Annotated in this window: 21 protein-coding genes and 1 pseudogene; 11 read left to right on the top strand and 11 right to left on the bottom strand. The window is 54.4% G+C overall.

Annotated elements, in window-relative coordinates; genetic code table 11:
- Positions 1 to 2 precede the first annotated feature (2 nt).
- The 3 genes and pseudogenes from M6D81_RS31720 to M6D81_RS17825 all read left to right on the top strand — a co-directional run.
- Positions 3 to 77 (top strand): annotated as a pseudogene (locus tag M6D81_RS31720) (hypothetical protein); the annotation flags it as partial.
- A 73-nt stretch (positions 78 to 150) separates the two neighbouring features.
- Positions 151 to 522: a zinc-binding dehydrogenase gene (locus M6D81_RS17830; RefSeq protein WP_262678274.1), complete on the top strand. Its 372-nt coding sequence runs from the start codon at positions 151 to 153 to the stop codon at positions 520 to 522.
- 144 nt (positions 523 to 666) lie between these two features.
- Positions 667 to 864, top strand: coding sequence for a hypothetical protein (locus M6D81_RS17825; protein WP_262678273.1), 198 nt, complete (start codon positions 667 to 669; stop codon positions 862 to 864).
- A gap of 41 nt (positions 865 to 905) precedes the next feature.
- Here the strand turns inward: M6D81_RS17825 and M6D81_RS17820 are convergent, their stop codons facing one another.
- Complete coding sequence (locus tag M6D81_RS17820) at positions 906 to 1598, bottom strand: lysoplasmalogenase (protein ID WP_262678272.1); 693 nt, start codon at positions 1596 to 1598, stop codon at positions 906 to 908.
- A gap of 98 nt (positions 1599 to 1696) precedes the next feature.
- The gene (locus M6D81_RS17815; RefSeq protein WP_262678271.1) at positions 1697 to 2662 is read right to left on the bottom strand and encodes a proline dehydrogenase family protein; all 966 of its coding nucleotides are present in this window, start codon (positions 2660 to 2662) and stop codon (positions 1697 to 1699) included.
- Positions 2663 to 2788: 126 nt separating this feature from the next.
- Between M6D81_RS17815 and pdxR the strand changes: the two genes are divergently transcribed.
- The 3 genes from pdxR (at position 2789) to M6D81_RS17800 (ending at position 5820) form a co-directional block, all read left to right on the top strand.
- Positions 2789 to 4234, top strand: a complete 1446-nt coding sequence (gene pdxR, locus M6D81_RS17810; protein WP_262678270.1) for a MocR-like pyridoxine biosynthesis transcription factor PdxR — start codon at positions 2789 to 2791, stop codon at positions 4232 to 4234.
- Between the two features lie 73 nt (positions 4235 to 4307).
- Positions 4308 to 5084 carry an enoyl-ACP reductase FabI gene (gene fabI, locus M6D81_RS17805; RefSeq protein ID WP_262678269.1) on the top strand — a complete coding sequence of 259 codons (777 nt, stop codon included), beginning with the start codon at positions 4308 to 4310 and terminating at the stop codon, positions 5082 to 5084.
- A 79-nt stretch (positions 5085 to 5163) separates the two neighbouring features.
- Positions 5164 to 5820: a pentapeptide repeat-containing protein gene (locus tag M6D81_RS17800; protein WP_262678268.1), complete on the top strand. Its 657-nt coding sequence runs from the start codon at positions 5164 to 5166 to the stop codon at positions 5818 to 5820.
- A gap of 50 nt (positions 5821 to 5870) precedes the next feature.
- Here the strand turns inward: M6D81_RS17800 and M6D81_RS17795 are convergent, their stop codons facing one another.
- The 3 genes from M6D81_RS17795 to M6D81_RS17785 form a co-directional block, all read right to left on the bottom strand.
- A complete protein-coding gene (locus M6D81_RS17795) occupies positions 5871 to 7670 on the bottom strand; it encodes an ABC transporter ATP-binding protein (RefSeq protein ID WP_262678267.1) in 1800 nt (599 codons plus the stop codon).
- Positions 7671 to 7701: 31 nt separating this feature from the next.
- Positions 7702 to 8667 carry a phosphoenolpyruvate carboxykinase (ATP) gene (locus tag M6D81_RS17790; protein WP_262678266.1) on the bottom strand — a complete coding sequence of 322 codons (966 nt, stop codon included), beginning with the start codon at positions 8665 to 8667 and terminating at the stop codon, positions 7702 to 7704.
- A 161-nt stretch (positions 8668 to 8828) separates the two neighbouring features.
- Positions 8829 to 8969, bottom strand: coding sequence for a paeninodin family lasso peptide (locus M6D81_RS17785; protein ID WP_262678283.1), 141 nt, complete (start codon positions 8967 to 8969; stop codon positions 8829 to 8831).
- 232 nt (positions 8970 to 9201) lie between these two features.
- Between M6D81_RS17785 and M6D81_RS17780 the strand changes: the two genes are divergently transcribed.
- A complete protein-coding gene (locus tag M6D81_RS17780) occupies positions 9202 to 9636 on the top strand; it encodes a MarR family winged helix-turn-helix transcriptional regulator (RefSeq protein WP_262678265.1) in 435 nt (144 codons plus the stop codon).
- A 66-nt stretch (positions 9637 to 9702) separates the two neighbouring features.
- Here M6D81_RS17780 and M6D81_RS17775 read toward each other — a convergent pair whose 3' ends face one another.
- Positions 9703 to 10032 carry a hypothetical protein gene (locus tag M6D81_RS17775; RefSeq protein ID WP_262678264.1) on the bottom strand — a complete coding sequence of 110 codons (330 nt, stop codon included), beginning with the start codon at positions 10030 to 10032 and terminating at the stop codon, positions 9703 to 9705.
- A 276-nt stretch (positions 10033 to 10308) separates the two neighbouring features.
- On the opposite strand from M6D81_RS17775, the gene M6D81_RS17770 reads away from it, so the two are divergent.
- The 3 genes from M6D81_RS17770 (at position 10309) to M6D81_RS17760 (ending at position 12689) form a co-directional block, all read left to right on the top strand.
- Positions 10309 to 11337 carry an NADH:flavin oxidoreductase/NADH oxidase gene (locus tag M6D81_RS17770; RefSeq protein ID WP_262678263.1) on the top strand — a complete coding sequence of 343 codons (1029 nt, stop codon included), beginning with the start codon at positions 10309 to 10311 and terminating at the stop codon, positions 11335 to 11337.
- Between the two features lie 103 nt (positions 11338 to 11440).
- Complete coding sequence (locus tag M6D81_RS17765) at positions 11441 to 11977, top strand: GNAT family N-acetyltransferase (protein ID WP_262678262.1); 537 nt, start codon at positions 11441 to 11443, stop codon at positions 11975 to 11977.
- Between the two features lie 364 nt (positions 11978 to 12341).
- Positions 12342 to 12689, top strand: coding sequence for a VOC family protein (locus tag M6D81_RS17760; RefSeq protein ID WP_262678261.1), 348 nt, complete (start codon positions 12342 to 12344; stop codon positions 12687 to 12689).
- Positions 12690 to 12787: 98 nt separating this feature from the next.
- Here the strand turns inward: M6D81_RS17760 and M6D81_RS17755 are convergent, their stop codons facing one another.
- The 5 genes from M6D81_RS17755 to M6D81_RS17735 all read right to left on the bottom strand — a co-directional run bounded on the left by M6D81_RS17755 (position 12788) and on the right by M6D81_RS17735 (position 21879).
- Positions 12788 to 13624, bottom strand: a complete 837-nt coding sequence (locus M6D81_RS17755) for a carbohydrate ABC transporter permease (protein ID WP_262678260.1) — start codon at positions 13622 to 13624, stop codon at positions 12788 to 12790.
- A gap of 13 nt (positions 13625 to 13637) precedes the next feature.
- Positions 13638 to 14591, bottom strand: a complete 954-nt coding sequence (locus M6D81_RS17750) for a carbohydrate ABC transporter permease (protein ID WP_262678259.1) — start codon at positions 14589 to 14591, stop codon at positions 13638 to 13640.
- A gap of 26 nt (positions 14592 to 14617) precedes the next feature.
- The gene (locus M6D81_RS17745; RefSeq protein WP_262678258.1) at positions 14618 to 16120 is read right to left on the bottom strand and encodes a type 2 periplasmic-binding domain-containing protein; all 1503 of its coding nucleotides are present in this window, start codon (positions 16118 to 16120) and stop codon (positions 14618 to 14620) included.
- 41 nt (positions 16121 to 16161) lie between these two features.
- The gene (locus M6D81_RS17740) at positions 16162 to 19431 is read right to left on the bottom strand and encodes a DUF4838 domain-containing protein (RefSeq protein ID WP_262678257.1); all 3270 of its coding nucleotides are present in this window, start codon (positions 19429 to 19431) and stop codon (positions 16162 to 16164) included.
- A 207-nt stretch (positions 19432 to 19638) separates the two neighbouring features.
- Positions 19639 to 21879, bottom strand: a complete 2241-nt coding sequence (locus tag M6D81_RS17735) for a helix-turn-helix domain-containing protein (RefSeq protein ID WP_262678256.1) — start codon at positions 21877 to 21879, stop codon at positions 19639 to 19641.
- A 140-nt stretch (positions 21880 to 22019) separates the two neighbouring features.
- Between M6D81_RS17735 and M6D81_RS17730 the strand changes: the two genes are divergently transcribed.
- The gene (locus M6D81_RS17730) at positions 22020 to 23594 is read left to right on the top strand and encodes an extracellular solute-binding protein (RefSeq protein ID WP_262678255.1); all 1575 of its coding nucleotides are present in this window, start codon (positions 22020 to 22022) and stop codon (positions 23592 to 23594) included.
- Positions 23595 to 23635 lie beyond the last annotated feature (41 nt).

Here is a 23635-nt window from a genome sequence, read left to right as displayed (position 1 = left end):
GGGTGGGACCGATCGGGCTCCTCGCTATCATCGCAGCCAAAACGGCGGGAGCGGCGCAGATCATCGCCGTGGACGTCTCGGAGGAAAGATTGCAGAAGGCGAAGGAAGTCGGCGCTACGACGATCATCAACGCCGCAACGGAAAATCCCGGTGGAGAGAATTCTGGCTCTGAACGGCGGAGTGGAAGTGGCCTACGAATGTGCAGGGGCGGAAGTAACGGTCGGCAATGCCGTCAGCTCCATTCGCAAAGGTGGAGAAGTCGTCATTATCTCCATTATCCCGCAGCCGGTCGCGGTTGACATGCTTCAATTAACGGTGAAGGAAGCCTCCATTCGCACATCATTCGCCTATCGCCACATTTTCCCGGAAGTGATCGGGTTGATCGCAGCGGGGAGAATCGACGTGAAGCAAGTCGTCACCGCCAAGATCGAGCTGGACAACATTGTAGAAGACGGCTTCAAGAAGCTGCTGACCGACAAGAGTCAGGCGAAAATTCTCGTTAGACTAAGCGGCGACAATTAATACTGCACCTCTAGCAAACAACGCGATCAATCAAGCCTTCCTATCCTCTGCGGATGGGGAGGCTTCTTGTTTTCCTTGCAATTGTTAAGAATTTGATCAGCGAAGGGGTCTACAATAGATATGCAAGACAGGGAGGTCAATGCCATGTTGCGCAAAATCAACCGGATAGCTGTCCTGCCATTCATTATTCTGCTCACCATCGTGCAGCAGTCCGCTATAACTCCAAATGACGAGAATAATATAAAGCCGCCTACCTGCTTGTGCTGGCAGCAAAAAGGGCCACAGCTGCATGCCGTGACTCCGATTATCCAATTGCCTGCGACAATGCCCGGGCAGCCTTAGACCTGTCCCCGGCTATTCGATGCGCCAACACGGATTGCGAATCAAGCCGTCAGATCAGAGCCGATCGACGACTGGCGCTTGCGCGAGAATAGGTCGGCGATGCTGCCCGCAATGAACAGCTGCGCCGCAAAATAAGTAGCCATAATCATCGTGCCTGCCGCCGGCAGCGGACCAATGAACTTGGCCCAGGCCAGGATGGAGTCCGAGACGACGAATAGCACAGCCCCTGTCGCAGCATGCCAGTTCCGTGTCATCGCCGCACTCCAGCACATAACAGAGATGACGATGATATAGATGAGCACCGGTATCCACAGACCGCTTGACGCATCGTCAGCGAATAGAGACTCATGGAACCGCCCGCCCAGCACATAAGCGTACACCGCCAACGGCACTGCCGCCAACGCCGGCGCTGCGGTCCACTTCATACGGCTGACCATGGCCGCGACATAGCATAGATGCCCCGTCAGGAACGAAGCCAGGCCCCATATAAAAAACGGATCGTCCGGCAGCAGCAGAAAAGCGTCACCGGCGATGCTGAACAGGAGCCCTGCAACAATGCACCTCTTGTACATGAGCGGTCGATCGCCTGCCCCGGAACGGAGGGCCAATCCGATAATGAGCAGCATCGGCAGCAGCTTGAACACCCAGTCAAGCGGCGCAATGCCCAGCGGTTTTGTAGCCAAATGAATGAATGCGGTTGCAATAATAAGCGTTATCCAGCCATTCCCCGACATTCCTGTCCACCCCGATTCCGTTGAATGATAACCCTTCTTCATGAATGCAACAGGAGCATCCACGATGCTTCCCGTAATTCTAATTATATCCAGGAACGCTATCTATACAAGGACTCAATCTCTACAGTCTTCGCCATATCCGCAATAGCGGCAATCAGATTCGGCGGATGCTCTGCCATGCGGTGGCATACGTACAGGAACCATTCTTCACCGTACAGCACATACGCCCGGGCGGGCACCCCTTCACTCTTCCACCTTCTCAACAGCTCGGGACGTATGCCGTACAGCATCTCTATCTCCACCTCAGGCCGGGCCAGATATCCTCTCCGAGCTGCTTCTTCGATTAACGCTTCATCATGCGAGGCAATCGACACACGGCTTCCGGCCGCCAACGCCTTGTCCGCCAATTGCAAGTATCTATCGTTAAGCGCTTCCGATCGCGGCAGTGCCGCATCCGGGGTCACGGCGTATGCCCCCTTCACCAGCCGGAAGCAACCGCTGCCGTTCGCAAGCAATCGTTCCAAGTCGGCTTCCGTACGATGAAGATTCGCCTGCAAGGTTATTCCGACATGCGCATACTGCTTCCGCACAGCCTGGTACAACGCGAGAATGCCGTCTGTACGAAAGGTCTCTTCTCCGCTTATCATCACTCTCATGTCATATAACCCTGCCTCCTGAACGATCTCCAGCATATGTTCATAAGCGAGCGCCTCGCTCACATCCAATCCAAGGTGGGACAGATCGATGGATATCACGCTGCCTATTAGTCCTGCAGCCCCCGCAGCCCGAATAAGCGTCAACGTCTCAGCTTTGGCCATTGCGCTCTTGTAGTGGTCGTCCGCGCATTCCCTCATATACTGCAACGATATGCCGTATCCCCAATCCATCAGCTTCTGCCCTGCATGGACGGCATCGCCCGCTTTTGCTCCGACGATATACCGCTTTGCTGCTCGGTCCAACAGCCCTGACAGCACCGGATCTTTTTGAATATGCCTTCTTAATGCCGCATCCTGAGCCGCTGCCCGCAATACGGCTGCTGCCGCTTGCCACTCCCTCGTCTCCATCCTGCCGACCACTCCATTTCTGTTGTTTGGTTTGCAATATGACATTATCGCATTACAATGGTTCTAGAAAGCTCCACTTTCCATCCAGTTCATGAGTACCACTTGTTAAGAAAGGAAGTGTCCGGCATGATATGGGCAGCACCGGATCGCACATCGTCCGTCCCCTTATACCGACAGATATATGCCAGCATTCAACATGGCATTCAACAAGGCGCCATTCGCACCGGCGAGCGGCTTCCCAGCAGCAGGGAGCTTGCCGCCAGTCTGCACGTATCCCGCAATATTGTCATACACGCCTATGAGCTGCTTCATGCAGAGGGTTACATAGAAGGAAAGCACGGCTCCGGCACTTTCGTGACAGATGGAGTGTACTTGGAGAGCTCGGCTCCCTTCGGCAATCGGCAAGGAGACAGCTTCGGCGGCCAGACGGAGCAAGACCGTTCGCATTCCTCTTCCCCGAACACACAGGATATCGTGCATTTTCGCCCAGGGACACCGGCACTGGATCAATTCCCACGCGGCAGGTGGGGACAGCTTCTTAGATCAGTCTGCCTGGAAGCGCCCGAATCCGCTCTGGGCTACGATCAGCCCGAGGGCCGCTCGGAGCTTCGTACGGCGCTTATGCACGATCTCCATGCCACCAGAGGGGTACGCTGCACTCCGAATCAAATTATTATTACGAGCGGCGCGACCCAGGCTCTCTCTCTTATTGCCAAGCTTCTGCTGGTTCCCGGAACGGAGGCGATTGTCGAAGACCCCGTAACCGAAGAGATTCACCGGATGTTCGATATGCCAGGAACAACGATGCATGCCGTCCCCGTAGATGATCAGGGCATAAGAACGGACATGCTGCCCCGCAGCTATTCTCCGGCCTTCGTCTATACGACGCCTTCCCACCAATTTCCACTGGGCGGCGTACTGCCCATCCAGCGTCGCATCCAGCTTATCCAATATGCCAGAGCAACCGGCTGTTATCTCATTGAAGATGATTACGACAGCGAATACCGTTACGACAGTCCTCCAGTCAGCTCCATGCAAGGATTGGCGCCGGAGCATGTCATCTATGTAGGCACCTTCAGCAAAGTGCTCACGCCTGCGCTGCGCATCGGCTATCTCATTCTCCCTCCCCATCTGATTAAGCAATACAGGGATTTGAAGTGGATGAACGACCTTCATACCCCTTCCATCGAACAGCTTGCTCTAGCCCGCTTCATGGAGGAAGGCCATCTGGAACGCCATATCGCGAAGCTGCGGAAAATATATCGCAAGCGCAGGAATGTGCTCATGCATCTGCTTGCGGATACATTCCGGGACCATTCGATCAGACTGTTAGGCTGCTCTACAGGACTGCATCTTGTTGCCGAGCTGCCCGGCATTCGCTTCACCCCCCAGTTGCTGAGCCATCTGGAAAGGAACGGAGTCAAAGCGGATGTGGTGGAACGGCATGCAATAAGCAAAGGGAAGCAGTTGCACCGCATCATTCTGGGCTACGGCAACTTGTCTGAAAGAGAAATTCGAAGCGGCGTCGAACGCCTCTTCCGGGCTATTCACTCCTACTCTGCACATAATTAGTATCAGGTACTAGTATCTTGTGCTATACTAAATGCAACAACGATTATTTAGCCAAGTGACAGGAGTGAGCAATATGGCCGCATTAATGGAGGGTCGAAACATCATCGTGACCGGAGTCGCCAACGAGAGGAGCATTGCATGGGGAGTGGTGAAATCACTGCATCGGGCCGGAGCCGGCCTCATCTTCACCTACAGAAAGCAGCGTTCTTACGAACGATTAACTCAACTGCTGGATAAGCACGGCATTCAGCCGCTATATTGCGCATCTTGCGATGCGACCGACGATGGCGCCATCGCTTCCGCAATGGGGGAGATTGCCGAGCGTATTCCCGTCGTGCACGGATTCGTACATTCCATCGCTTATGCGGAGAAGGAGGAGCTGCAAGGCGAATATGCCGACACTTCGCGCGAGGGATTCCTGCTGGCCCATGAGACAAGCGCCTACTCGCTAGTGGCATGGGCCAAAGCCTGCAAGCCGTTCATGACCGAAGGCGGAAGCATCGTGACGCAGAGCTATCTTGGCGCAGAGCGCGTCGTTAAAAATTACAATGTGATGGGCGTAGCCAAAGCCTCCCTGGAAGCCAGCGTCAGATACCTGGCCGAAGATCTGGGCAAATATCGGATACGGGTAAATGCCATCTCTTCGGGACCTATCCGCACACTATCGGCCAAGGGCGGCGTATCCGGCTTTACCGATCTGCTTGGCGTCATCGAACGGAAGGCCCCCTTGCGGAGGAATGTCGATCAGGACGAGGTTGGAGACGCAACGATGTTCCTGCTCAGCGATCTGGCAAGAGGCATTACGGGAGAAGTACTGCATGTCGATTCCGGCTATCATGTGCTGGGATGAGTCGATCAGCTCTTCACACGATAAACGGATTATGGTAATGTGAACGGGAACGTATGATCTCAAGGAGGCGTGATAGATAATGAGTGCAAGGAAGCCCAATATGAAGATGGAGGCGCCCCGTCTTCCCCATAATCTGCCTTTGCTTGAGCTGGATCGCTTGGACAACGGTCAATACATAGAAGAGGGACTCCTGCAGGATGCTTCTATGGAGTATCAGGAAGCTCACAAGGTGATCGTAGACAAGACCGTATTCCGCAATGTCGACTTTGCCGAATGTTCGCTAATTGGCGCGGAGCTGACCGATGTCGTATTCGACAAGTGCGACCTCTCCAATACGAACTTCAGCGACGCCATTATTCACCGTTCCGAATTTCTGGATTGCAAGATGGTCGGTACCAACTTGACGGGAGCAACAATTCGGAATGTACGGTTCAGGCAATGTCTGTCGGATTACGCCACCTTCCGCTTCTCGGATATGAAGAGCATCGTCCTGGAGGAATGCTCCCTGATCAAGTCTGACTTCTACCATTGCAAGCTGCAGAAAAAGGCGATTTTCCGCCAATGCAACATTGACGGAGCCCAATTCTCGGGCACAGAGCTGGACGGCATCGACTTAAGCGACTGCGATTTCGACGGCATCGGGGTGGAAGCGGACAATTTGAAGGGCTGCCTCATCGCCCGCGAGCAAGCTTATCTGTTCGCCGGCCTGTTCGGACTGAGGCTGAAGGGCGACTAACACCATGGCCGCAGGAGCAGGCGGCACGGAACACAGTCCTGTCGCCTCCTCTATGACGGTACGCCTACCTGCTTCCCCAGCAGCTTGCTGAAGTGACCGCCCCGCTCGCTCGCCAGCTCCTGATAAGTGCCGATCTGCCTCACCTCGCCCCCGTCCAATACAACCACCTGATCCGCATGGCGAATCGTAGACAAGCGATGGGCGATTACAATCATCGTCATCGTCCCTTGCAATCGCGCCAGCGTCTCTTGTACGCGCCACTCCGTCTCCGTATCCAGCGCGCTTGTCGCTTCGTCCAGTATAAGGATGGACGGCTCCCGCAGCAGCGCTCTGGCCAGCACCAGCCGCTGCTTCTCGCCGCCGGACAATCTGACGCCGCGATCCCCGATGAACGTATCCAGTCCATGGTGCAGCCGCTTCACGAACTTCGCCGCCGCAGCCAGCTCCAGCGCTTCCCATAGCCGATCGTCAGCCGCTTCCGGCTGAAGCAGCTTCAGGTTGTCCCTGATGCTGGCGTTGAACAGGAACGGGTCTTGTGACACATAGCTGATCGACCGCCTCAAGGCAGTGGCATTATCGCGGGTTAACCGCTCGCCATCGACGAGCACCTCGCCGCGCTCCGGTTCATTGAGTCCCATCAGCATATCCACTAACGTCGTCTTCCCCGCTCCCGATGCGCCTACAATAGCTGTCATGCCGCCGGCCGGGATGTGAAGTGATACGTTATTCAGCGCATAATGCTCCCGCTCCCGGTTATATCGGAACGAGACGCTGCGGCAAGTCAGCCCCTGCCGCAGAGAGATGCGTCTATCATGCGCCAGCTGTTCTTCCTGAAGCTCCCGTTCCCTCATGCATAATTGCTGGAGATCGATGACCGATTCGAACGAAGGAGCCATGGCGGCCAGCTTCTCCACACTGTTCTGAATACGGGCAACCATCGGCCATATGCTGGCGAACAGCATAATGACGAGCAGCAGCTCCGCCGGCTGAGACTGGAACATGTTCAGCAGGAAATACACGAATACCGCCAGCAGCACCGCCGATACCGTCTGATAGATGAATTGCGAGCTCGCCTTCATCTTGGCGAAATCGATGGAATTGCGCTCCACTTGTCCGCACAGATCGGTCATCCATGCCTCGTGGGCAGTCTCAAGCGTATTGCCTTTAATATCCTTCATGCCGTTCAAGTGATCGGTAATGCCCGCGGCATACACCTTCGACAGCTTCAAGTTGTCATAGCCGAACTGCTTCGCCCTTCTTGTGAAGTATCGGGAGCACAGCAGAAGAGCGGCGCCGATGGAGATGATGACAAGCGCAATGCCTGGAGCCAGGAGAAAGGCCGCCCCCACCTTGACGCCTGTGAATATGAGCGAAGACAGAAATTGCAGCGTGTAATTCAGCCCCTTCTTCACGTTCCCGATCTCCGTCGTCATCAGCTTCACGAGATCGGACTTCCGCTGGGCGAGGAAGAACGACCAGTTGGCACGTATAATGCTTCGATAGGTATCTTCACGCAGCTGGCGGATGAAGCCCTGCTGAATGCGCTTGTTCTGCGTCGACAGATGCCATATGAACAGACTTTGGCCTACGATAAGCAGCACATATATGATGAGCACAGCAAGCAGGCTCTGCTCGTTCGCGACGCCCTCCAGCTTCTCCATCATCCCCGATACGACAGGCACGTTCGACATGTCCAGCGCTACGATTCCCGTCATGTTAAGGAACGGAATAATGAGAACCAGGCCGATAGATTCCAGCACGCCAATAAAGAGCATGGCAATAAAGTTATACAGAAGAATCGGGCCGGAGTACTTATATATCCTCCCGGAGAAGTAACGGATCGCTTTCATGCCACAGTCCCCCGATTGTCTGATGGGCGCGTCATGCCGGAACCTCTTCCACTTCGGATACGATGAGCTGCAATAGCTCCTGTACGGTGAATGTCGCGCTGGACCGCTGCAGCACCTGCACGCTCGTCATGCCCGCCAAGCTGGAGGCCGTGCGGAAATGCCACTCCAGCAAGCCAAGCGGATGGATCAGCTCACGATTGAAGGTATGGCGCATTACGATATGCAGCTGCTCCACTTTCGAGACCGGAACCAACGCAGCAGAACCGTCCATATGGTCCGACTTCACCAGCTCGAACAACCCCCCCAGTGGAAGCGGCCCTTTATGGAACGGCTCTACAGGAATTTTATATTTCGTCTTCTTGCCCGTGACGACATCGTCTCGCTTGATCTCACGTTCATAGATGGGATGGAAGCCTCGATCCTCCATTCCCAGCTGGCGCAGACTCTCTTGCCATAGCTTCTGCTCCGGCAGCGCAGGCAGCACCTCAGCCTCCCCTTCTCCAGAAGGAAGCCGCACCGGTATGACGTCATCCGTCAGGAAGGCATAACCGTGATCCAGGAAAGCTTTCGCAAGCGTCGACTTCCCCGCCCCTGAGCGGCCTATTATGCCGTAAGCTTTCCCCTCGATAACGACCGCCGTCCCATGCAGCGGCAGTATGCCTCTCTGCAGAAGCAGAGCGCCCATGCAGTAGCCGTCCAAATATAACCGGATGCGTTCGGGAGGCGGCGTTCCGATCGGAGAGACGATAATTCTGCAGCCGTCTTCTATAAGATAAGTAGCTGTATGAGGCATGTGAAGCAGAACGAAATTGTCCCGAATGACATATCGTTCCTCGGGCTCGGACAGCTGCGACCACATCTCCGACAGATCTCCCCAATGTATGGACGCATCCGCTTCCCCGGCATCGGCCCATAGCGCTTCTTCACCGGTTAATGCAATCTCGCTGGTTATGAGCAAGCCAAATGCTTGATAAACCTTCTGGTTCATAGCAGTCATGCCTCATCCTCCGTTAGGCGCAATATAGTGAACAATCTTTTTGAATTGTTCTATTTAAAGAACATTATAAGTCGACCGCCCCCACCTGTCAATCATCATCCAAAAAAGGAAATAAGCCCTTATTCCCCGTTCTTTCGGAATAAGAGCTTATTTCCTTGCAATTAACTGCCGAACCCGCCGCTGCCGGAGCCGCCTCCGGACCCCGAGCCAGATCCAGACCCTGAGCCGCCTTTACCCTTGCCTTTCATGGTCATGTTAATGTCCAGCACTTCCAGCTTGGGCTGCTGCCATTCCTTCTTCATCAATACGTCGCACCTCCCAATGAAGAATATGGGTTACCGAATAGCTTTTGAACGTTCTTAATTGAGAACGTTTGTGACCATATTGTAACGCCGCTATACGGGTTTGTCAATCCATATTGAGAGCGGATGTTGAGAGCGAGAAAAGTACTTGAAGGAGGTTGAGAAGTTTCTGGGAGGACCGTCTTGACGAAAATGATATAATGAACAGAAATGAACATGACAGGTGATCGGAATGAATACGAAACCCGCTAAAAATATATTGGCAGGCTGGCTTCAGTTTACGCAATGGCACTACTCCGTCTCCAGCCTCCTGGAGCAGGCGCTTTCCGACAAGCATGGCTTGTCTCTGAAGGAATTCTATATGCTGTACTTCCTATATGAGGCGCCGGAGCGAAAGCTGCGGCTGCAGGAGCTGGAGAGTATGGTCGGCTTAAGCCAAAGCGCGATGTCCAGACTTGTCAGCCGCTTCGAAGCAAGAGCGTGCGGAGCCATGCAACGGCATCATTGCGACGCGGACCGCAGGGGCGTGTATACCTGCTTGACGGATGCAGGACGCGAGAAGGTGGAGCAGGCGCTAGATACTGTGCTTCATGTGCTGGGTACGGAGTGGACAGCGAACGATATGGCTCGATTGGCCCGATTGATGCCGCCCGGTCAGGTGGAGTAGCAACAATGTCACGCTTCCAGCCTGACCGCCATCCCGCTTAATTAGCGGGGCAATACACGGGAAAGATCAATATATGATCAAATCAATAAGATAGAACACGAATACGATGACACTAATAGCTAGCATGAAGCTGCCTAATCGGTGACTCAAGTCTGCACCGTAATGGTTTGGATACTTTTTGGAAACAAGAACTGCGGGAATCCAAAATATGATCGCAGCCATAAACGGAAGATGAAATCCAAAGCGGTTTTCAATCGAATATATTTTCAAATCAAAAAGCTGGAACAAATAATGACTAAACACAAATCCTTTGGAGAAGTTCCAGTTAAAAAGAAATCCCATCATCAATAGTAGGATTGCTAACGTCCCATATCCGATCGGTCTTTTCTTGACCATCTTATCTCCCCTTCCAAGAAAACACTCCTCATAATCCCATTTAAGCAAACTTCTGAAAGATCGTAAAGGCATCTCCCGGAAATTTGTATTTTGATCCCCCCCTCACACAACACTTTGACTTGACAGCAACCGATTTACTTCGTAATATACATGCATGTGCATGCATTTTATAGTTCACAGTATGCTGTTCCGCTGATTATCGATGACTTTATATCGTCACCCCTATAGAAATCGGCATGCACTCAACCATCACATACTTCTGGAGGTTCAGCCCATATGCCACATCTCATGTCCCAGTTCCAATTGAAAGGTCTCCACTTGAAAAACCGCATCGTCATGCCGCCAATGTGCCAATATTCCGTAGCGGCCAAAGACGGCATCGCCACAGATTGGCATCACGTCCATTATGTTAGCCGCGCCGTAGGCGGAACAGGCCTCATTATCATCGAAATGACGGACGTAGAACCTGATGGACGCATCTCCGACTACGATCTGGGATTGTGGTCCGATGACCATATCGCGCCTTTAAGCCGAATCGTCGAGGCCAGTCACCTGCATGGCGCGAAGGTCGGCATCCAGATTGCTCACGCCGGCAGGAAGGCGGAAGATGCCGCCGTTCCCGTTGCCCCTTCAGCCATCCCCTTCCATGCCGGAAGCAAGATGCCAAGAGCGCTTGCGACAGATGAAGTGAAGGCGATGATCGAGAAGTTCCGCTTGGCTGCACGGCGGGCCGTACAAGCGGGAGTCGATACTATTGAGCTTCACGGCGCGCACGGCTACCTGCTGCATCAATTCCACTCACCGCTCACGAATCGCAGAGAAGATGCATACGGTCAGGATCTGACCTTATTCGGAAGAGAAGTCGTCGCTGCAGTGAAGAGCGAGATGCCGACCGACATGCCGCTCATCATGCGCATCTCGGCGCAAGAGTACGTAGAAGGCGGGTACGGCATTGCGGAGAGCATCGCATTCGGGGCGGCATACCGCGATGCCGGAGTGGATATGTTCCATGTCAGCAGCGGCGGTGAAGCGGCCACAGCTGCAGGACCGATCGGCCAACACGCAGGTTATCAGGTGCCGCTTGCCGAGCAGATCAAGCGTGCGCTGCAGGTACCCGTTATCGCAGTAGGGCGGCTGGACCGCGCCGAAGACGCCAACCAGGCAGTCGTCGACGGAAGCGCCGATCTGGTCGCCATCGGCAGAGGCATGCTGCGCAGCCCTTACTGGGCGCTGGAAGCGGCAACCCAGCTGCAATTGAAGATGGATGCGCCTCAGCAATATGCCGCGGGATTCCCCAGAGCATAAGGACCGAGAAGTCGGCTCACTCGCTGAGCCGGCTCTTCGTCATGCACATAATTGCCAGCTGAGCGGTGAATACTACCGGCATACTTTCGGAGGTGCTGAGCATATGGATTGGTTCGAGAAGCTGAATGATTATTTTCCCGATCACGAGTTGAAAGACCCCGATCAGCTCCAGTCTCTGCTGCAATCTTCCCCGTATTATCACAAGGAGGAGACGGAGGAATATCTGATCCTCTATGCCGAATTCTCCACCTTTATCTTCATCGATTACCTGCTCGTGACGGGGAAGAAGCGAGGGGCGGGCATTGGAAGCAAGCTGCTGGAACGGTTCAAGAAGAAGGGCAAGATGATCATTCTGGAAGCGGAGCCCGTTGATGCCGATGATCCCGCTACAGCGAAGCGAATGAACTTCTACAAGAAGAACGGGTTCCAGAAAGCTGATCGCATTCGCTATACGCGTGAAGATGACAGCGGCGAGGAATTTCAGATGAATATTCTGTATTGGCCGGCCGAAGATACGGATCAGGAGATGATTATGGACAAAATGAGAAAGGCATGCCGCGAAATCCACAACTTCCATGCTCACCGGTTCTACGGACGCAAGCTGGCCGACCCCGACGAAGCCTTGGAATGGAAGCATTGAGTGCGGCTCACTCCCCGTTCTCCAGCACTTTCACTCCCATACCACCGCTCACTTCATTCTCAGAAAGGTGCGAATTTTCGTTACTACTTAGGTCCATTTGGTACGTGGCAAGCTTGACGGCGGGGCTATGTGACTAAAATGAGCGATCGCGCACACTTTCCTCTACTTTTCCTATTCTATGTGACCACTTTGAGCGATAAGCCCTTACTTGCTTTAGTAGCTAAGCAGCAACCGAATTTCTCACATTTATGACAGGCCGGAGGCCTGAATATGGTAAGCTAATGTCAGCCTATCATCAGGATCTTCTTCACGAATATTGCAAAGCAGGAAATAAAGGGATTGCAACAAGGAAGGAGCGGCTCGCATGAGAGTGAAACGCATTGTAACAAATGTTGCGACAAAGGACGTTGAAGCTGCAAAAGTATTTTATCATGACGTGCTGGGTCTGGATCTGCTCATGGATCATGGCTGGATCGCAACATACGGGACGGATCAGACCATGAACATCCAGATTAGCTTCGCTTCTCAGGGAGGGGCGGATACGCCTGTTCCCGACATGAGCATAGAGGTAGACGATGTCGATGCCGCTTATGAGAAGATGAAGCAAGCGGGCTTCGCGATCCAATACGGTCCGGTAGACGAAGCGTGGGGAGTCCGGAGATTCTATGTGCGCGACCCCTTCGGCAAGCTGGTCAACATTCTTGCTCACTGATCTTGATGAGGAAACCTCTGTCTCGAAGAAATGCCCAATACGATCGTGACAAACAAGCCGCACAACGACAGTCGTTGTGCGGCTTGTCTCCATGCGAGCTACCCCTTCACCGCTCCCAGCGTAGCGCCTTCCATAATCCATCGCTGGAAGAAGCTGAACATGAGGACGGATGGCACCATCGCAATCATGACGCCGGCGAACAGCGTCACCCAGTCAGCCGAGTATTGCATCATCTGATTGGCGGAATACATGCTGACGCCGATTGTATATTTCGACTGGTCGCTTAAGTAGATGAACGGTCCCAGGAAGTTGTTGTACAACCCGAGGAATTTGAATATTGCCACCGTCACGATGCCCGGAAGCGACAGCGGCAGCATAATGCGCAAGAACGATTGGAATATGGACGCACCGTCCATATAAGCACTCTCCTCCAGCTCCTTGGGCAGCGATTGCATGAAGCCGCCGAGCAGCATGAGGAAGAATACATTTTCTCCGAGAACGTCAAGCAGCACTAGTCCCGTCAAGCTGTTCGTCAGCTGCAGGTCGCGCATCAGCACGTACTGCGGAATCAACGCATTAATGCCGGGCAGGAACAGCGACAGCATAATAATCGCCCACAGCAGCTTGCGCCCTTTGAACGCAATCCGGGTTAGCGCATAAGCGTTCAATGTAGTCAGGAATGTGCCGAACACAAGACTGACGCCAACATAATAAAGCGTGTTCGTCATTGCTTGACCGATGCCGTACTTCGACCATGCATTGCCGTAATTCCCCCACTTCAATACTTCCGGCAATGCCCATACGTCCCGGAAAAACTCCTGATTGGTCTTCAAAGACTCGTAGAAAACCCAAAATAATGGAAACACGATGGCGGCCGACCATAAAATCAGCAGGGTCCACCAGACGCTATCGACCAACGTGCGTTTCTCATTCATGTGCAGCACCTCATCAATATTCAACGGCGCGATCGGGCAAATATTTGTCCATCAGCAGCTTGGCTGTTACAAGAATGACGAACAAGAACATGCCCACCGCCGAAGCATAGCCGTAATTGTGATATTCCGCCCCGAAGGCCAGATTGAAAATATAGAGTCCGATGACGTCCGTCGATCCCGCCGGCCCGCCGTTGGTCAGAATGAGCTGCTTCTCGAAGCCCTTCAGGGAGCCCAGCACAAGGAATAAGGCGCTGACGCGAATGACCGGCATAATAAGCGGCATCGTAATGCGGAACAGTCGCGTCATATGCCCGGCACCTTCCAGCACGGCCGATTCATAGAGCGATTTCGGAATCGTCGCCATCGCATTCATGAAAATGATGACATACAGCCCGACGCCGCCCCACACGTACGGAGGTACGATAGCGGCCAGTGCCGTAGCGCTTTCACCGAGCCAATAGTAGTTGCCGATCGGTATGCCAAGCAGCCTCAGCAAGCCGTTCAGCAAGCCGAAGCTTCCATCGTAGATGAACGCCCAGAGCAGCGAGATGACGACAGTGGACAGCACATTGGGGAAGAAAAACAATATTTTGAAAAATGGCGTCCCCCGATAGCCTTTGTTCGCCAGCAGATACCCGAGCAGCAAAGAGATGAAGATGACGGCGACAGGAACGACCGCCATAAAAAACAGATTATGCAGCAGAGCCCGCCATACATATTTGTCCTGGAACAACGAGACGTAATTGTCCAATCCTACAAATTCCGGCTCGGAGATGCCGTTCCAATTCAACAGCGAGTAATAGACCGACAGAAGGTTCGGGTACAGCGTAAACAAGAGATAGCCGCCGAAAGCAGGCGTAATGGCGATGGCCAGGAAGAGAATCCGCTGCGTCCTGGCCTTCTTCAGCCAGTCTCTCCCCTTGCGGGGAGAGACACGGTCTGCTGCGGCGAAAGGCGAATGAGTCATGGCATTTCAGTTCCTTCCGTGCGAGCCTATTTTTGTTGCGCTTCTATCGCTTGGCCAATCAGCTTCTCCGCTTCTTCAAGGATCGGAAGCGGCTCCTTCTTGGCGGAGGTGATCTCAATGGTGCCTTCCTGCATCAGTTTAAAGGCTTGCGAGACGCTCGGGTCGGTCAATGTCTGATCACGGTTGCCTCGCTCCATCTTCGACTTGTTGGCAGCCATATAGTCCAGCATGGCTTTCGGCGCTTTCTGCAGCTTGTCGGCCCGCGCAGGGTCCTCCGAGAAGTCGGAGCGTACAGGCAACTGTCCGCCTTTCTCGGCGATAACCTCCTGCACGTCCAGGTTCCACATCCAGACGTTGAACGCTTTGGCCCACTGTTTGTTCAAGTCCGGCTTGCCGGCCCAGATGTAGTGGCCGTTGGAAGCCGTCGACCTAATCCATCTCGTCTGATCCGGATCTTCGCTCATGGGCACAGACATGTAACCCCAGCTGAACTCCGGCGGGAGAGCCGACTTCATCTCATTCTCGACATACACCCCTGTCGATACCATCGCGGCTTGGCCTTGAATCATCTGCATCTGCGATTGCGTGTGCGTAAGAGCTGCGACGCCTTCGGGGAAATATCCCTTTTGCGCAAGCGCGTAGATCCTGTTCCACAGATCTACGCTCTCCGGAGCAAGATGCTGCGGCAGCTTGTAGTTGCGGTAATCATCGGTGAACTTCTCCAGATTGCCGTTCGCTTCCGCCAGCTCGAACATTTTGATCGGCCCGAAGGCATGCTCGATATAGGAAGGGTATTTGCCCGGATACGTAATCGGAATAATGCCTTCCGCCTTAATGTCGGCGAGCAGCTCCAGGAATGCGGTCCAGGTTTTCGGATTTTGATCCCAGCCATGCTCCTCGAACAGCGCTTTATTGAAGAAGAGGCCGGACCCGCTGCCGGATACAGGCAGCGCGTACAGATGGTCCCCGACTTTGCCGATCGCCGCTTCCACCGTACCCGGCAGCGCAATGTCTCTTAACGTCTTGCCGCTTGCATCATACAGCTCGCTATCCCACAGATCTTCCTGCGGCTCCAGCTTGCCGGACAAGACTAGCGGAGTAATGCCGCCGGGAATGTTGCCGTTGAACAGATCGAACATATCGTCATCGTTGTTAGCGGAAATTTTCGCATTGATTATATCGCCGATTTTCGGCGAATAGACGACCTCGAAGCTGACATTGGGAAATTTCTGCTTGAATGTGTCCATGGCGTAGTCAATATATTCACGGCCCATGCCGCCTTCGAAGAAGCCGAATTTCAGCGTCACCTTCTCATCCTTCGGCAGCCCGTTCTCGGGATAGACGCCGGAATCCGAAGCTTCAGGCTTTGTCGTGGAAGCGGCGTCCGTACTGCCCCCATTCGTTCCTTGCGGCGTCTCCTGCCCCCCATTGCCGTTATTCGTGCTGCAGCCCGTCATCCAGGCCAGCATTACGATTAGCAGCAGCACAGTCAGCTGTCTTGTCAGCGGCTTCATATCTGTCAAATGCATGTATTACTCCCCCTCAATTTGGCATTATGTCATGAAGTTGATCATTCTCCAGCCGTGCCTGCGTAGCTTTCATTGTAGAAGGCCACATCGTCTATATACAGCTCGACTGGCTCAGTACTGTCGATCAGAAAGATGAGTCGCACCTTAGACACAGCGCTCCCCTTGACCTGAGCCGGAATCTCGCCTCTCAAGCGCCCTTCCAGCCATACGCCTCCCGTATCCTCCATCGTCGCGACCGGAGAGCGGACCGTACTGTAGCTCAGCCAGTTGCCCTGCTCATCCAGCAGATCGTAGCCCCATTGCATATGGACTTCGGCACCGCTTCCTGATGGCATATAGTAACGGAAGGACAGGGAAGCCATGCCCGGCTCGACGTCGATGACTTGGCTTGGCCCGCCCCAGCCCTTGCCATATACCTTCATGCTCCCCGTGCCGCTGTAGGCCTCCTCTTGCGAGCGCACAACAGCGCGTGTAGAAGTGGATCTGGGCAACAGCTCCCACGGCGGGGCGGCGGCATCTCCTTGCTCGAACGATGGATTCTGCGTCAGTGATGCTCCGTCCGCTCCGCTTAACAGCATGGCAGCGTACAGTCTTCCTTGCTGCGAAGGATGCGTCTGCTTCAGCTCCAGCGCCCTTGTCCGCACAGGTCCGCCGGCAGGCTCCCGCTCCCGCATATAGTCGACGAGCGCCCAATACTCTTGCACGTTCCAGCCTGACCACACGAGCTGATTGTATCTGCGGGCATCGAACCTGTGTATGAGCGCCGGGTTAGCTTGGAACTCATCCAGCAACTCAATCCGCTTGCCCGCCAGCTGCAGCTTCTGTCCCACCGTATCTGCGGCGTTCTCCATCAGGGCAATCGCTGCTGCCGCATCCGCCGGAATGTCTGCCGGTCTCGGGTAGCTCAGGACAGATGCTTCATAATATTCGAAGGACTTCATTAGCATGTCCGCCCTGGCCTGCTGCTGTCCGGTCTCCGCCTTGTCAACCACTTGCTCCAGCAATTGACGGCTATAGGCCATATCCGCAGCATCGACGCCAGTCAAGTAAGCCGGACTCGTGAAGTCCTGATAGGTTGCGCCCGGCAGGAACCATGGCAGCGAGAGGGCTTCCGTCGTCCAGAACTGCTCCCAATGCTCATAATAGTCCTGCAAGTACGGTGCCGCATCTTCTCCAACCGCCCGGACATACCATTCCTGGAGCAGAACATCTACATCTTGTAGAGGGTCCCATTGCAGCTTCGCCGCAAGCCAGGCCTTCGGCCCTTCCCCCCAATTCGGATACAGCTCGGCATAGTGCGCAGAGACACCTTGCTCCTGTGCATACCGGTAGGTGTCGGCAATCAGGTGCGGGTATAACCGAGGCACCAGATATGGCGAGCCATAGATGTAATCGTAGAAGCCGACTTGCGCCGCTCTCTGAAGCCACTGCTCCGTCAGTTGATGCCCCGCAGCCTTCGCGGCAGGATCGGCCCATGCCATCCGGTCAGTCGTCAGGAATGGCACGACTCTGTCATGCAGCTGGAAGGTCGGCGGCGTCTCCATCACCCGGTATGCCAGCAGGCCGAACCACTTGTCGGGATGCACCTCCAGAACACCTGCGACGACTTCATTCACCCAGCTGTAGTAGGATTGGATCGGATTGGCTTCGCAGTAACCGCTTCCATCATTGACGCCAAGCGAGTAGGACTCGGCTTCAGGATGCGCATTGAAATAAGCGACAATCTCATCGACGGCGGCATCTGCAATGCCCGGCGCGCTGAAGCACGGCTGCCAGTCGATCTGAACGCCCGGTGCGGGAGGGATTCCGCCAGGATAGAATTCCGGATTGCTCTGACCGAACTTCTCGACAGGGAAGAGAGCGTACAGATTGTGATGGAAGCTGACCGGCGCATTATAGAAGCCCTGCATGCGATTGTGCTGCGCCCATTCGTTCTGGACATGCCCGTAGGCGGCCTCATCGGCGGGGTCGCCGTGGAGCGGGCTGAAGATGCGGAAGCTGAAGGCGGGCTCCTCGCGAACATCTTCCGCAATAACGGCAATATCGCTCTGCTCCGGCACATCCTCGCCATACTCGCCGGGCATGAGCCAGCTTACGCCGACGTAACGTTCCAGGAAGTCGAATGCGCCGTTGTTCGTTCCCCAGCGGCTAGGACCGGCTATCGTGATCTCATCCGGATGGAAGTGGATAACGAACCCGTCCCGCTCCAGTCCGTCAAGCATGCTGTCCAGCTCCGCGTCTTCGCCCGCGATGCTGTCCGAGGTGGCCAGCCGTATAACGACCTGCCCGGCATGCGCCTCCGGATTGTCGGAGAACTGCTGCTCCGTCAATACGGGCAGAATGGCGCCCGTGGACTTCTGTACGTATTCAACGATGGCGTCCGCAGCCTCGCTCTCCCAAGACAGGACCGGCTCGAAGCCGGAATGAGGCACCGGCACATCTTCCCCGTCAGCCGATGTCAGGGACACATCATCCAAGTACAAGCTGGCTTGCGCGGTGCCGGAATAAAGGACGATTGCCGCATACGCGGCGTTGGCCGGAGCCTTCTCTGTAGCGGCCGTCTCGCTCCATACCGCGAGAGGATGGTCATCGCTGGCCATCTTCTGACTCACTCTGGCCATATTCTCGTCGTAATAGCGTAGGTAGACTTCCGCCTTGCCGCCGGACTCCCGATAGATCATGACGGAAGCCGTATACGTCTGTCCGGGAATGACCGGCACCGGCTTGCTGACAACACCGTAGGTTCCGCCGCTGTTGTCGTCAATATGCAAGCTGTGCTGTCCCGAGTAGCTGCGAAGGGCGCTAACGGCAATCCCGCCTTGCCCATACACTTGCGTCCATCCTTGAATTATGCCGGGATTCGACGGCTCTGTCGTATAGACGGTCTCGTCCACTACTATAACGGCATTCGGCCGGCCGTCCCGGACAATATCCATTGTAACGGGTTCCCCTTCAAGCAGTTGCAGCAACGGCGCTGCCGCCGTCTCCAGAGCGTCGGCCGTCTCCGGCAAGATTAACCCTTGCTGCTGTACGGCGGGATCATGAATATGGGTCAGCAAATCCTCCATATATAGGAGCGCTTGCTGCCGGTTATCCTGATCCAGCAAGATGCGAATGATATCCAGCCGGTACTGCAGCTCCGCTGCAAATGCGGCTGCAATCCGGTCAGCCGATTCGTACGTATCGACTTGCGCTTCCAACTCATCCAGTACATGTGCGGACAAATGCTGCGTACTGCCTGCCGATGCGCCGGACACAAAGGTGAAAGCGGCAATCAGCAATATAAACGGGAATAGCAGTCTCTTGTTCAACGATAGACCTCCTCCTGTCTAACCATAATGGGATCGCTCTTTGGTCGGCATGCCTCGCGATCTACGCACTAACGGTACCATCCCGCCCAAGCACCCGTATATATAGCTTTTTTTCGGAAAGCGACGAAAAGTGAAAAACGGATTCAAAAGGCTTGAATCCGTTGAAGCGACTTATTTTGACCCTATCGACGTTTATTGAAATACGCCTCATCCATGCATATCCTTGCGGAAATTGCCCGGTGTGCAGCCCGTATACTTCTTGAAGGCGCGTATAAATGTGATGCCGTGCAGATAGCCCACCTGCTCCGCGATCTCTTGCACCGTCTTGTCCGGATGCCGCTTGAGCAGCTCAATGGCCTTCTCCATTCGCGTCTGTGTAACGTAAGCGTTGAATTTCACTCCGAATTGCTCCTTGAACAGCCGGCTCAAGTAGCTTGGCGTCATGCCGAACTCACCTTCCAGATGCGCATGCGACAAGTCGGGATTATGATAGTGCTCCAGAATATATTGCTTGACGCGATGAATGAGCCCATGATTATTCTTGCTTTCGCGCAGCTCGCTCATCTGCTCGAAGACACGTTTCAGAATTTGATAACACGCACCGCTTATCGCTTCTGTCGTCTCTTGCTGCCCGAACACATCATGCAATTCCGCATGAGCGCCGCTATTCCATATGCTCTGGAACTCTTCGGGGAGCTCAGCGACTTCCCTGTGCAGCTGATACAGCAGATAGTTCAGCAAGCCGAGCAGCTCCTCTCTGGAAAATAACTGCGTATGCAGCCCCTCGAACAATTCGTGCCAATGCTGCTCCCAAGCCGCGTCTCCCGCTCGGTAGGCCTGGCTGATGGCTCTGATCTGACGGGCATGAAGCAGCGTTTCGAACGGCATTTTATCGGCATGGTCGGTATGGCGAATGACACGGCCTGTGCCGAGAGACGTTTTGTAGTGAAGCGCATCCACCGCGCTTTCATACGATTCGCCGATTCCGCCAAAGCTGCTCTGGACCGTCCCCATGCCTGCCGTTACAGAATAAGGCAAGTGCTGTCCCGCCCAGGCAACGAGCTTCTCCAGCACGGCAACCCCTTTCTCCTCGCCACCTTCCCCCAATAGGAACAACACGCCCAGCTGGCGGCGATCCATCCACTCCGCCCACATGACGACAGCTTCGTCCGCCGCCATCTCGGATAATGCCGATTTCAGAACATGCTTGAGCAGATACTGATCGCGCTGAGAGTACTGACCGGAGAATGCGGTGTAGCCGTCTATTTCGATTACGGCGATCAGAGGCGTTCCTTTGTCCGCCGAATATCCGAACGCTTCCAATTCCTCTCGCACATCGCTGTGTTGCCTTCCGCCGCCTTCCATCATTTGCAGAAATATATGCCGCTTGCGATAGACAAGATTTTCTTCGTTCTGCTCCTGCAGCGCACTGGATTGATCCAGCAATTCCTCCATGGCCGACTCAATATACTTCAGCTCATCGCCTTGGTGCGGCAGCTTCAATTCCTGCTGCTTGTGGCGGAAGTAATCGTTCATGCGCTGCGATATCGTCTGAATGGGCAAATAATTGCGCCGTGTGACATAGACAAGCCATATAACGCCCAATACGATCACGAGTGCGCCAAGTCCTATCCATATGTAGAACAGGGAAGATATCCATTGCATGACGCTCCCTTCATACACGCCGCTGCGAACGCTCCAGCCGGTGTAGGAGGATTCCGCCTTCGACCACTCCTTGCTTGGAGCGGACGCCTCCCGGAGCCGCCCCTCCTCGACCGGCCATTCTCTTGAAGCGATAAGCTCTCCCGAAGCGTTCGCCAGCTCAATGTAATTCAGACCGGAAGGCGTCATATCGCGCAGCATGCCGCTTAGCTCCTCCGTACGTATATTGACGACGATTAAGCTTCTGTCCGATAAGTTGGCGTACTTCGCCAGACTGACAACTTGTGTGCCCGGTCCGTTCAACTGTTCTTGATAGATGCGAGCATTGCTCCAGCGGAACGGCTGCAAGGACGACAGCTTGCTCCCTACGAACTGCCGGTCACCGAATTCATCCAGCTTGACGAACGTTGTAGGCGTCAGAACATGATTGTCGCTTGTCCGGTATAAATAAATGGAATCGATGAGCGGGTGGCCGGCAATGATTTCATTCAATACCGATGCGGCCCTGTAGTCCCAGTACTGCTTGTCCTCTGTATACTCATTGTGAAAGAAGCGCTTCACAATCGTATTGTCCTGTACGAGCAAGGCGACGGCGGAATCAATCGTATGCAAGGATTCATCGATCATCTGCACCATATTATGAGCCAGCACATCGTTGGTTTTGTAGGCCGATTGCTTGCTCATCTCACTAAGCGTCAAGTACGCAATGAACAGCAGGCTGAAGCAGATAACAAAAAATACAGGCAAATACGACAGCTGAATCCGGGATATTCTCTTTAATTGCATGGCTGCCTCCATAAGTGGGATTATGATCAAATTTTACAATCGATGCCATTTGTCTGCAATGTCATTTTGAAAGCGGTTTATTTTTTGCGGGAAAGCGTCTACTATAAGAGGATAGATATGCGCATGCAGGGGGAGATCATGTGAGAAGATCAATCTGGATAAAAGCGGCTTGTGCGGCCGCCGTCATTGGCGCTTGCGGCATAGGAGCGTGGTTCATGGGCGTTTATCCGGGGGGAGCGGCGAATCGGGGACATATCCATACACAGGAAGGGCTGGCACTCCACTTCTTCATTAATCGCCCTCCCTCATCCGCTTTACCCGATCCGGCATCGGACATCGTGAGAGCTGCGATAGAGGAGGAATTCGAAGTGCAGCTGACCGTCACCGCGATGGAAGAAGGCGATGAGTACAATACGACGATCGCTTCCCTGCTCGCCGCCAACGATCCGCCCGATATGTGGCTGAACATTAGCCCGGATGGCGGCGCCAAGTATACGCTGGACAATGTGCTCGCGGACATGACCTATTATGTGACGCCCGAGACGATGCCAAATTATTTTCGCTACTGGATGAATGAGATGGAGCTGAGGGAGTATCAGGTGCATAACAAATTCGCCCGGGCGCCCATCCCCTACGACAATCAGTCTTATCGCGCGTATTACATTCGTCAAGACTGGTTGCAGAAGCTTGGATTGAAGGTTCCCGCAACCTATGAGGAATACGTCGATACGCTCAGAGCTTTCACATACGATGATCCGGACGGGAACGGCATAGACGACACTTACGGCTTCACAACAGCGGGCAATGGCGTCGGCCTGTCACAGCAATGGCCGGAATTTATTAAGCACGGCCTTATCTATCCGGCATACTTCAAGGATGATCGACTAATCGATATGGGGATGGACGAGCGCGTAGGCGCAGTGATCGAAGATATTTTGCATGTAATGGAAGAAGGTGTCGTCGATCCGGACTGGTTCCTGAATAAAGGGGATCAACATGTGGACAAGGCCGTGCAGGGAAGAGTCGGGGTCATCTTGGGGGACACGGCAGACTTCGCCTACGATTCCAATCCTGACAGCTTGCAATCGCGAAGCAGAGCCGTCAATCCCGATGCCGATTGGGTCCCGTTCAACCCGTTCGGCTCCAGGCCGCTTCGCACCGAGGCTGCTCCCGGCTTCCCGTTCGTGTTCTCCAACAACGCCGCGGGACTGCATCCGGAGAAGCTGAAGCGAACGGCCCGCATACTGGACTGGCTGGCCGGCGAGGAAGGCTTCTTGTTAACGCATTACGGTGTGGAAGGACAGCATTATACGCGACAAGGCAATACGATCACAATTGTCCCTGAGGCGGTAGGCGAGGAGAAGGACGTCCGCGGCGATTTCATGAAAGTATGGAGCTTCTTCACGCCGAACAAACCGGAAGTGTACGGGATAACCGTAATCGATCCCAGAGTAACGGAGCGCGACAAGCAGATTCGCCTCACAATTGAGGCCATTCCGATGCATGAAGGACTGGGTACGACGCTGACGCCGCCGCTCGGCATTAACGTAGAAGCGATGCGCACCCGGCAGAATGAGCTGCAGGTGAAGATGCTGTTCTCCGATCGGTCGGCCGCGAAGTGGCCGGAATACCGCCAGGAAGTGCTGACTCAATTCCACGGCGATACGATCTTCCACCAGTATGAGCAGAAAATTCGGGCGGCGCACCTGAAGTAAGCTCGTGAAGAAGAGCCGCTGCCAGCAGGCAGCGGCTCCCG

Origin of the sequence: Paenibacillus sp. J5C2022 (genome assembly GCF_025567625.1) — a bacterium.
Taxonomy (GTDB): domain Bacteria; phylum Bacillota; class Bacilli; order Paenibacillales; family Paenibacillaceae; genus Pristimantibacillus.
The sequence above is the reverse complement of the archived record's forward strand: the minus strand, read 5'-3'. Positions and strand labels throughout refer to the sequence as shown.

Excerpts from the sequence above, each read along its gene's own strand:
- M6D81_RS17750 (WP_262678259.1), bottom strand. The coding sequence starts at position 14,591 with ATGACTCATTCGCCTTTCGCCGCAGCAGACCGTGTCTCTCCCCGCAAG.
- M6D81_RS17790 (WP_262678266.1), bottom strand. The coding sequence starts at position 8,667 with ATGACTGCTATGAACCAGAAGGTTTATCAAGCATTTGGCTTGCTCATA.
- pdxR (WP_262678270.1), top strand. The coding sequence starts at position 2,789 with ATGATATGGGCAGCACCGGATCGCACATCGTCCGTCCCCTTATACCGA.
- M6D81_RS17815 (WP_262678271.1), bottom strand. The coding sequence starts at position 2,662 with ATGGAGACGAGGGAGTGGCAAGCGGCAGCAGCCGTATTGCGGGCAGCG.
- M6D81_RS17820 (WP_262678272.1), bottom strand. The coding sequence starts at position 1,598 with ATGTCGGGGAATGGCTGGATAACGCTTATTATTGCAACCGCATTCATT.
- M6D81_RS17795 (WP_262678267.1), bottom strand. The coding sequence starts at position 7,670 with ATGAAAGCGATCCGTTACTTCTCCGGGAGGATATATAAGTACTCCGGC.
- M6D81_RS17800 (WP_262678268.1), top strand. The coding sequence starts at position 5,164 with ATGAGTGCAAGGAAGCCCAATATGAAGATGGAGGCGCCCCGTCTTCCC.
- fabI (WP_262678269.1), top strand. The coding sequence starts at position 4,308 with ATGGCCGCATTAATGGAGGGTCGAAACATCATCGTGACCGGAGTCGCC.
- M6D81_RS17760 (WP_262678261.1), top strand. The coding sequence starts at position 12,342 with ATGAGAGTGAAACGCATTGTAACAAATGTTGCGACAAAGGACGTTGAA.
- M6D81_RS17825 (WP_262678273.1), top strand. The coding sequence starts at position 667 with ATGTTGCGCAAAATCAACCGGATAGCTGTCCTGCCATTCATTATTCTG.
- M6D81_RS17765 (WP_262678262.1), top strand. The coding sequence starts at position 11,441 with ATGGATTGGTTCGAGAAGCTGAATGATTATTTTCCCGATCACGAGTTG.
- M6D81_RS17770 (WP_262678263.1), top strand. The coding sequence starts at position 10,309 with ATGCCACATCTCATGTCCCAGTTCCAATTGAAAGGTCTCCACTTGAAA.
- M6D81_RS17755 (WP_262678260.1), bottom strand. The coding sequence starts at position 13,624 with ATGAATGAGAAACGCACGTTGGTCGATAGCGTCTGGTGGACCCTGCTG.
- M6D81_RS17775 (WP_262678264.1), bottom strand. The coding sequence starts at position 10,032 with ATGGTCAAGAAAAGACCGATCGGATATGGGACGTTAGCAATCCTACTA.
- M6D81_RS17780 (WP_262678265.1), top strand. The coding sequence starts at position 9,202 with ATGAATACGAAACCCGCTAAAAATATATTGGCAGGCTGGCTTCAGTTT.
- M6D81_RS17745 (WP_262678258.1), bottom strand. The coding sequence starts at position 16,120 with ATGCATTTGACAGATATGAAGCCGCTGACAAGACAGCTGACTGTGCTG.
- M6D81_RS17735 (WP_262678256.1), bottom strand. The coding sequence starts at position 21,879 with ATGCAATTAAAGAGAATATCCCGGATTCAGCTGTCGTATTTGCCTGTA.
- M6D81_RS17785 (WP_262678283.1), bottom strand. The coding sequence starts at position 8,969 with ATGAAGAAGGAATGGCAGCAGCCCAAGCTGGAAGTGCTGGACATTAAC.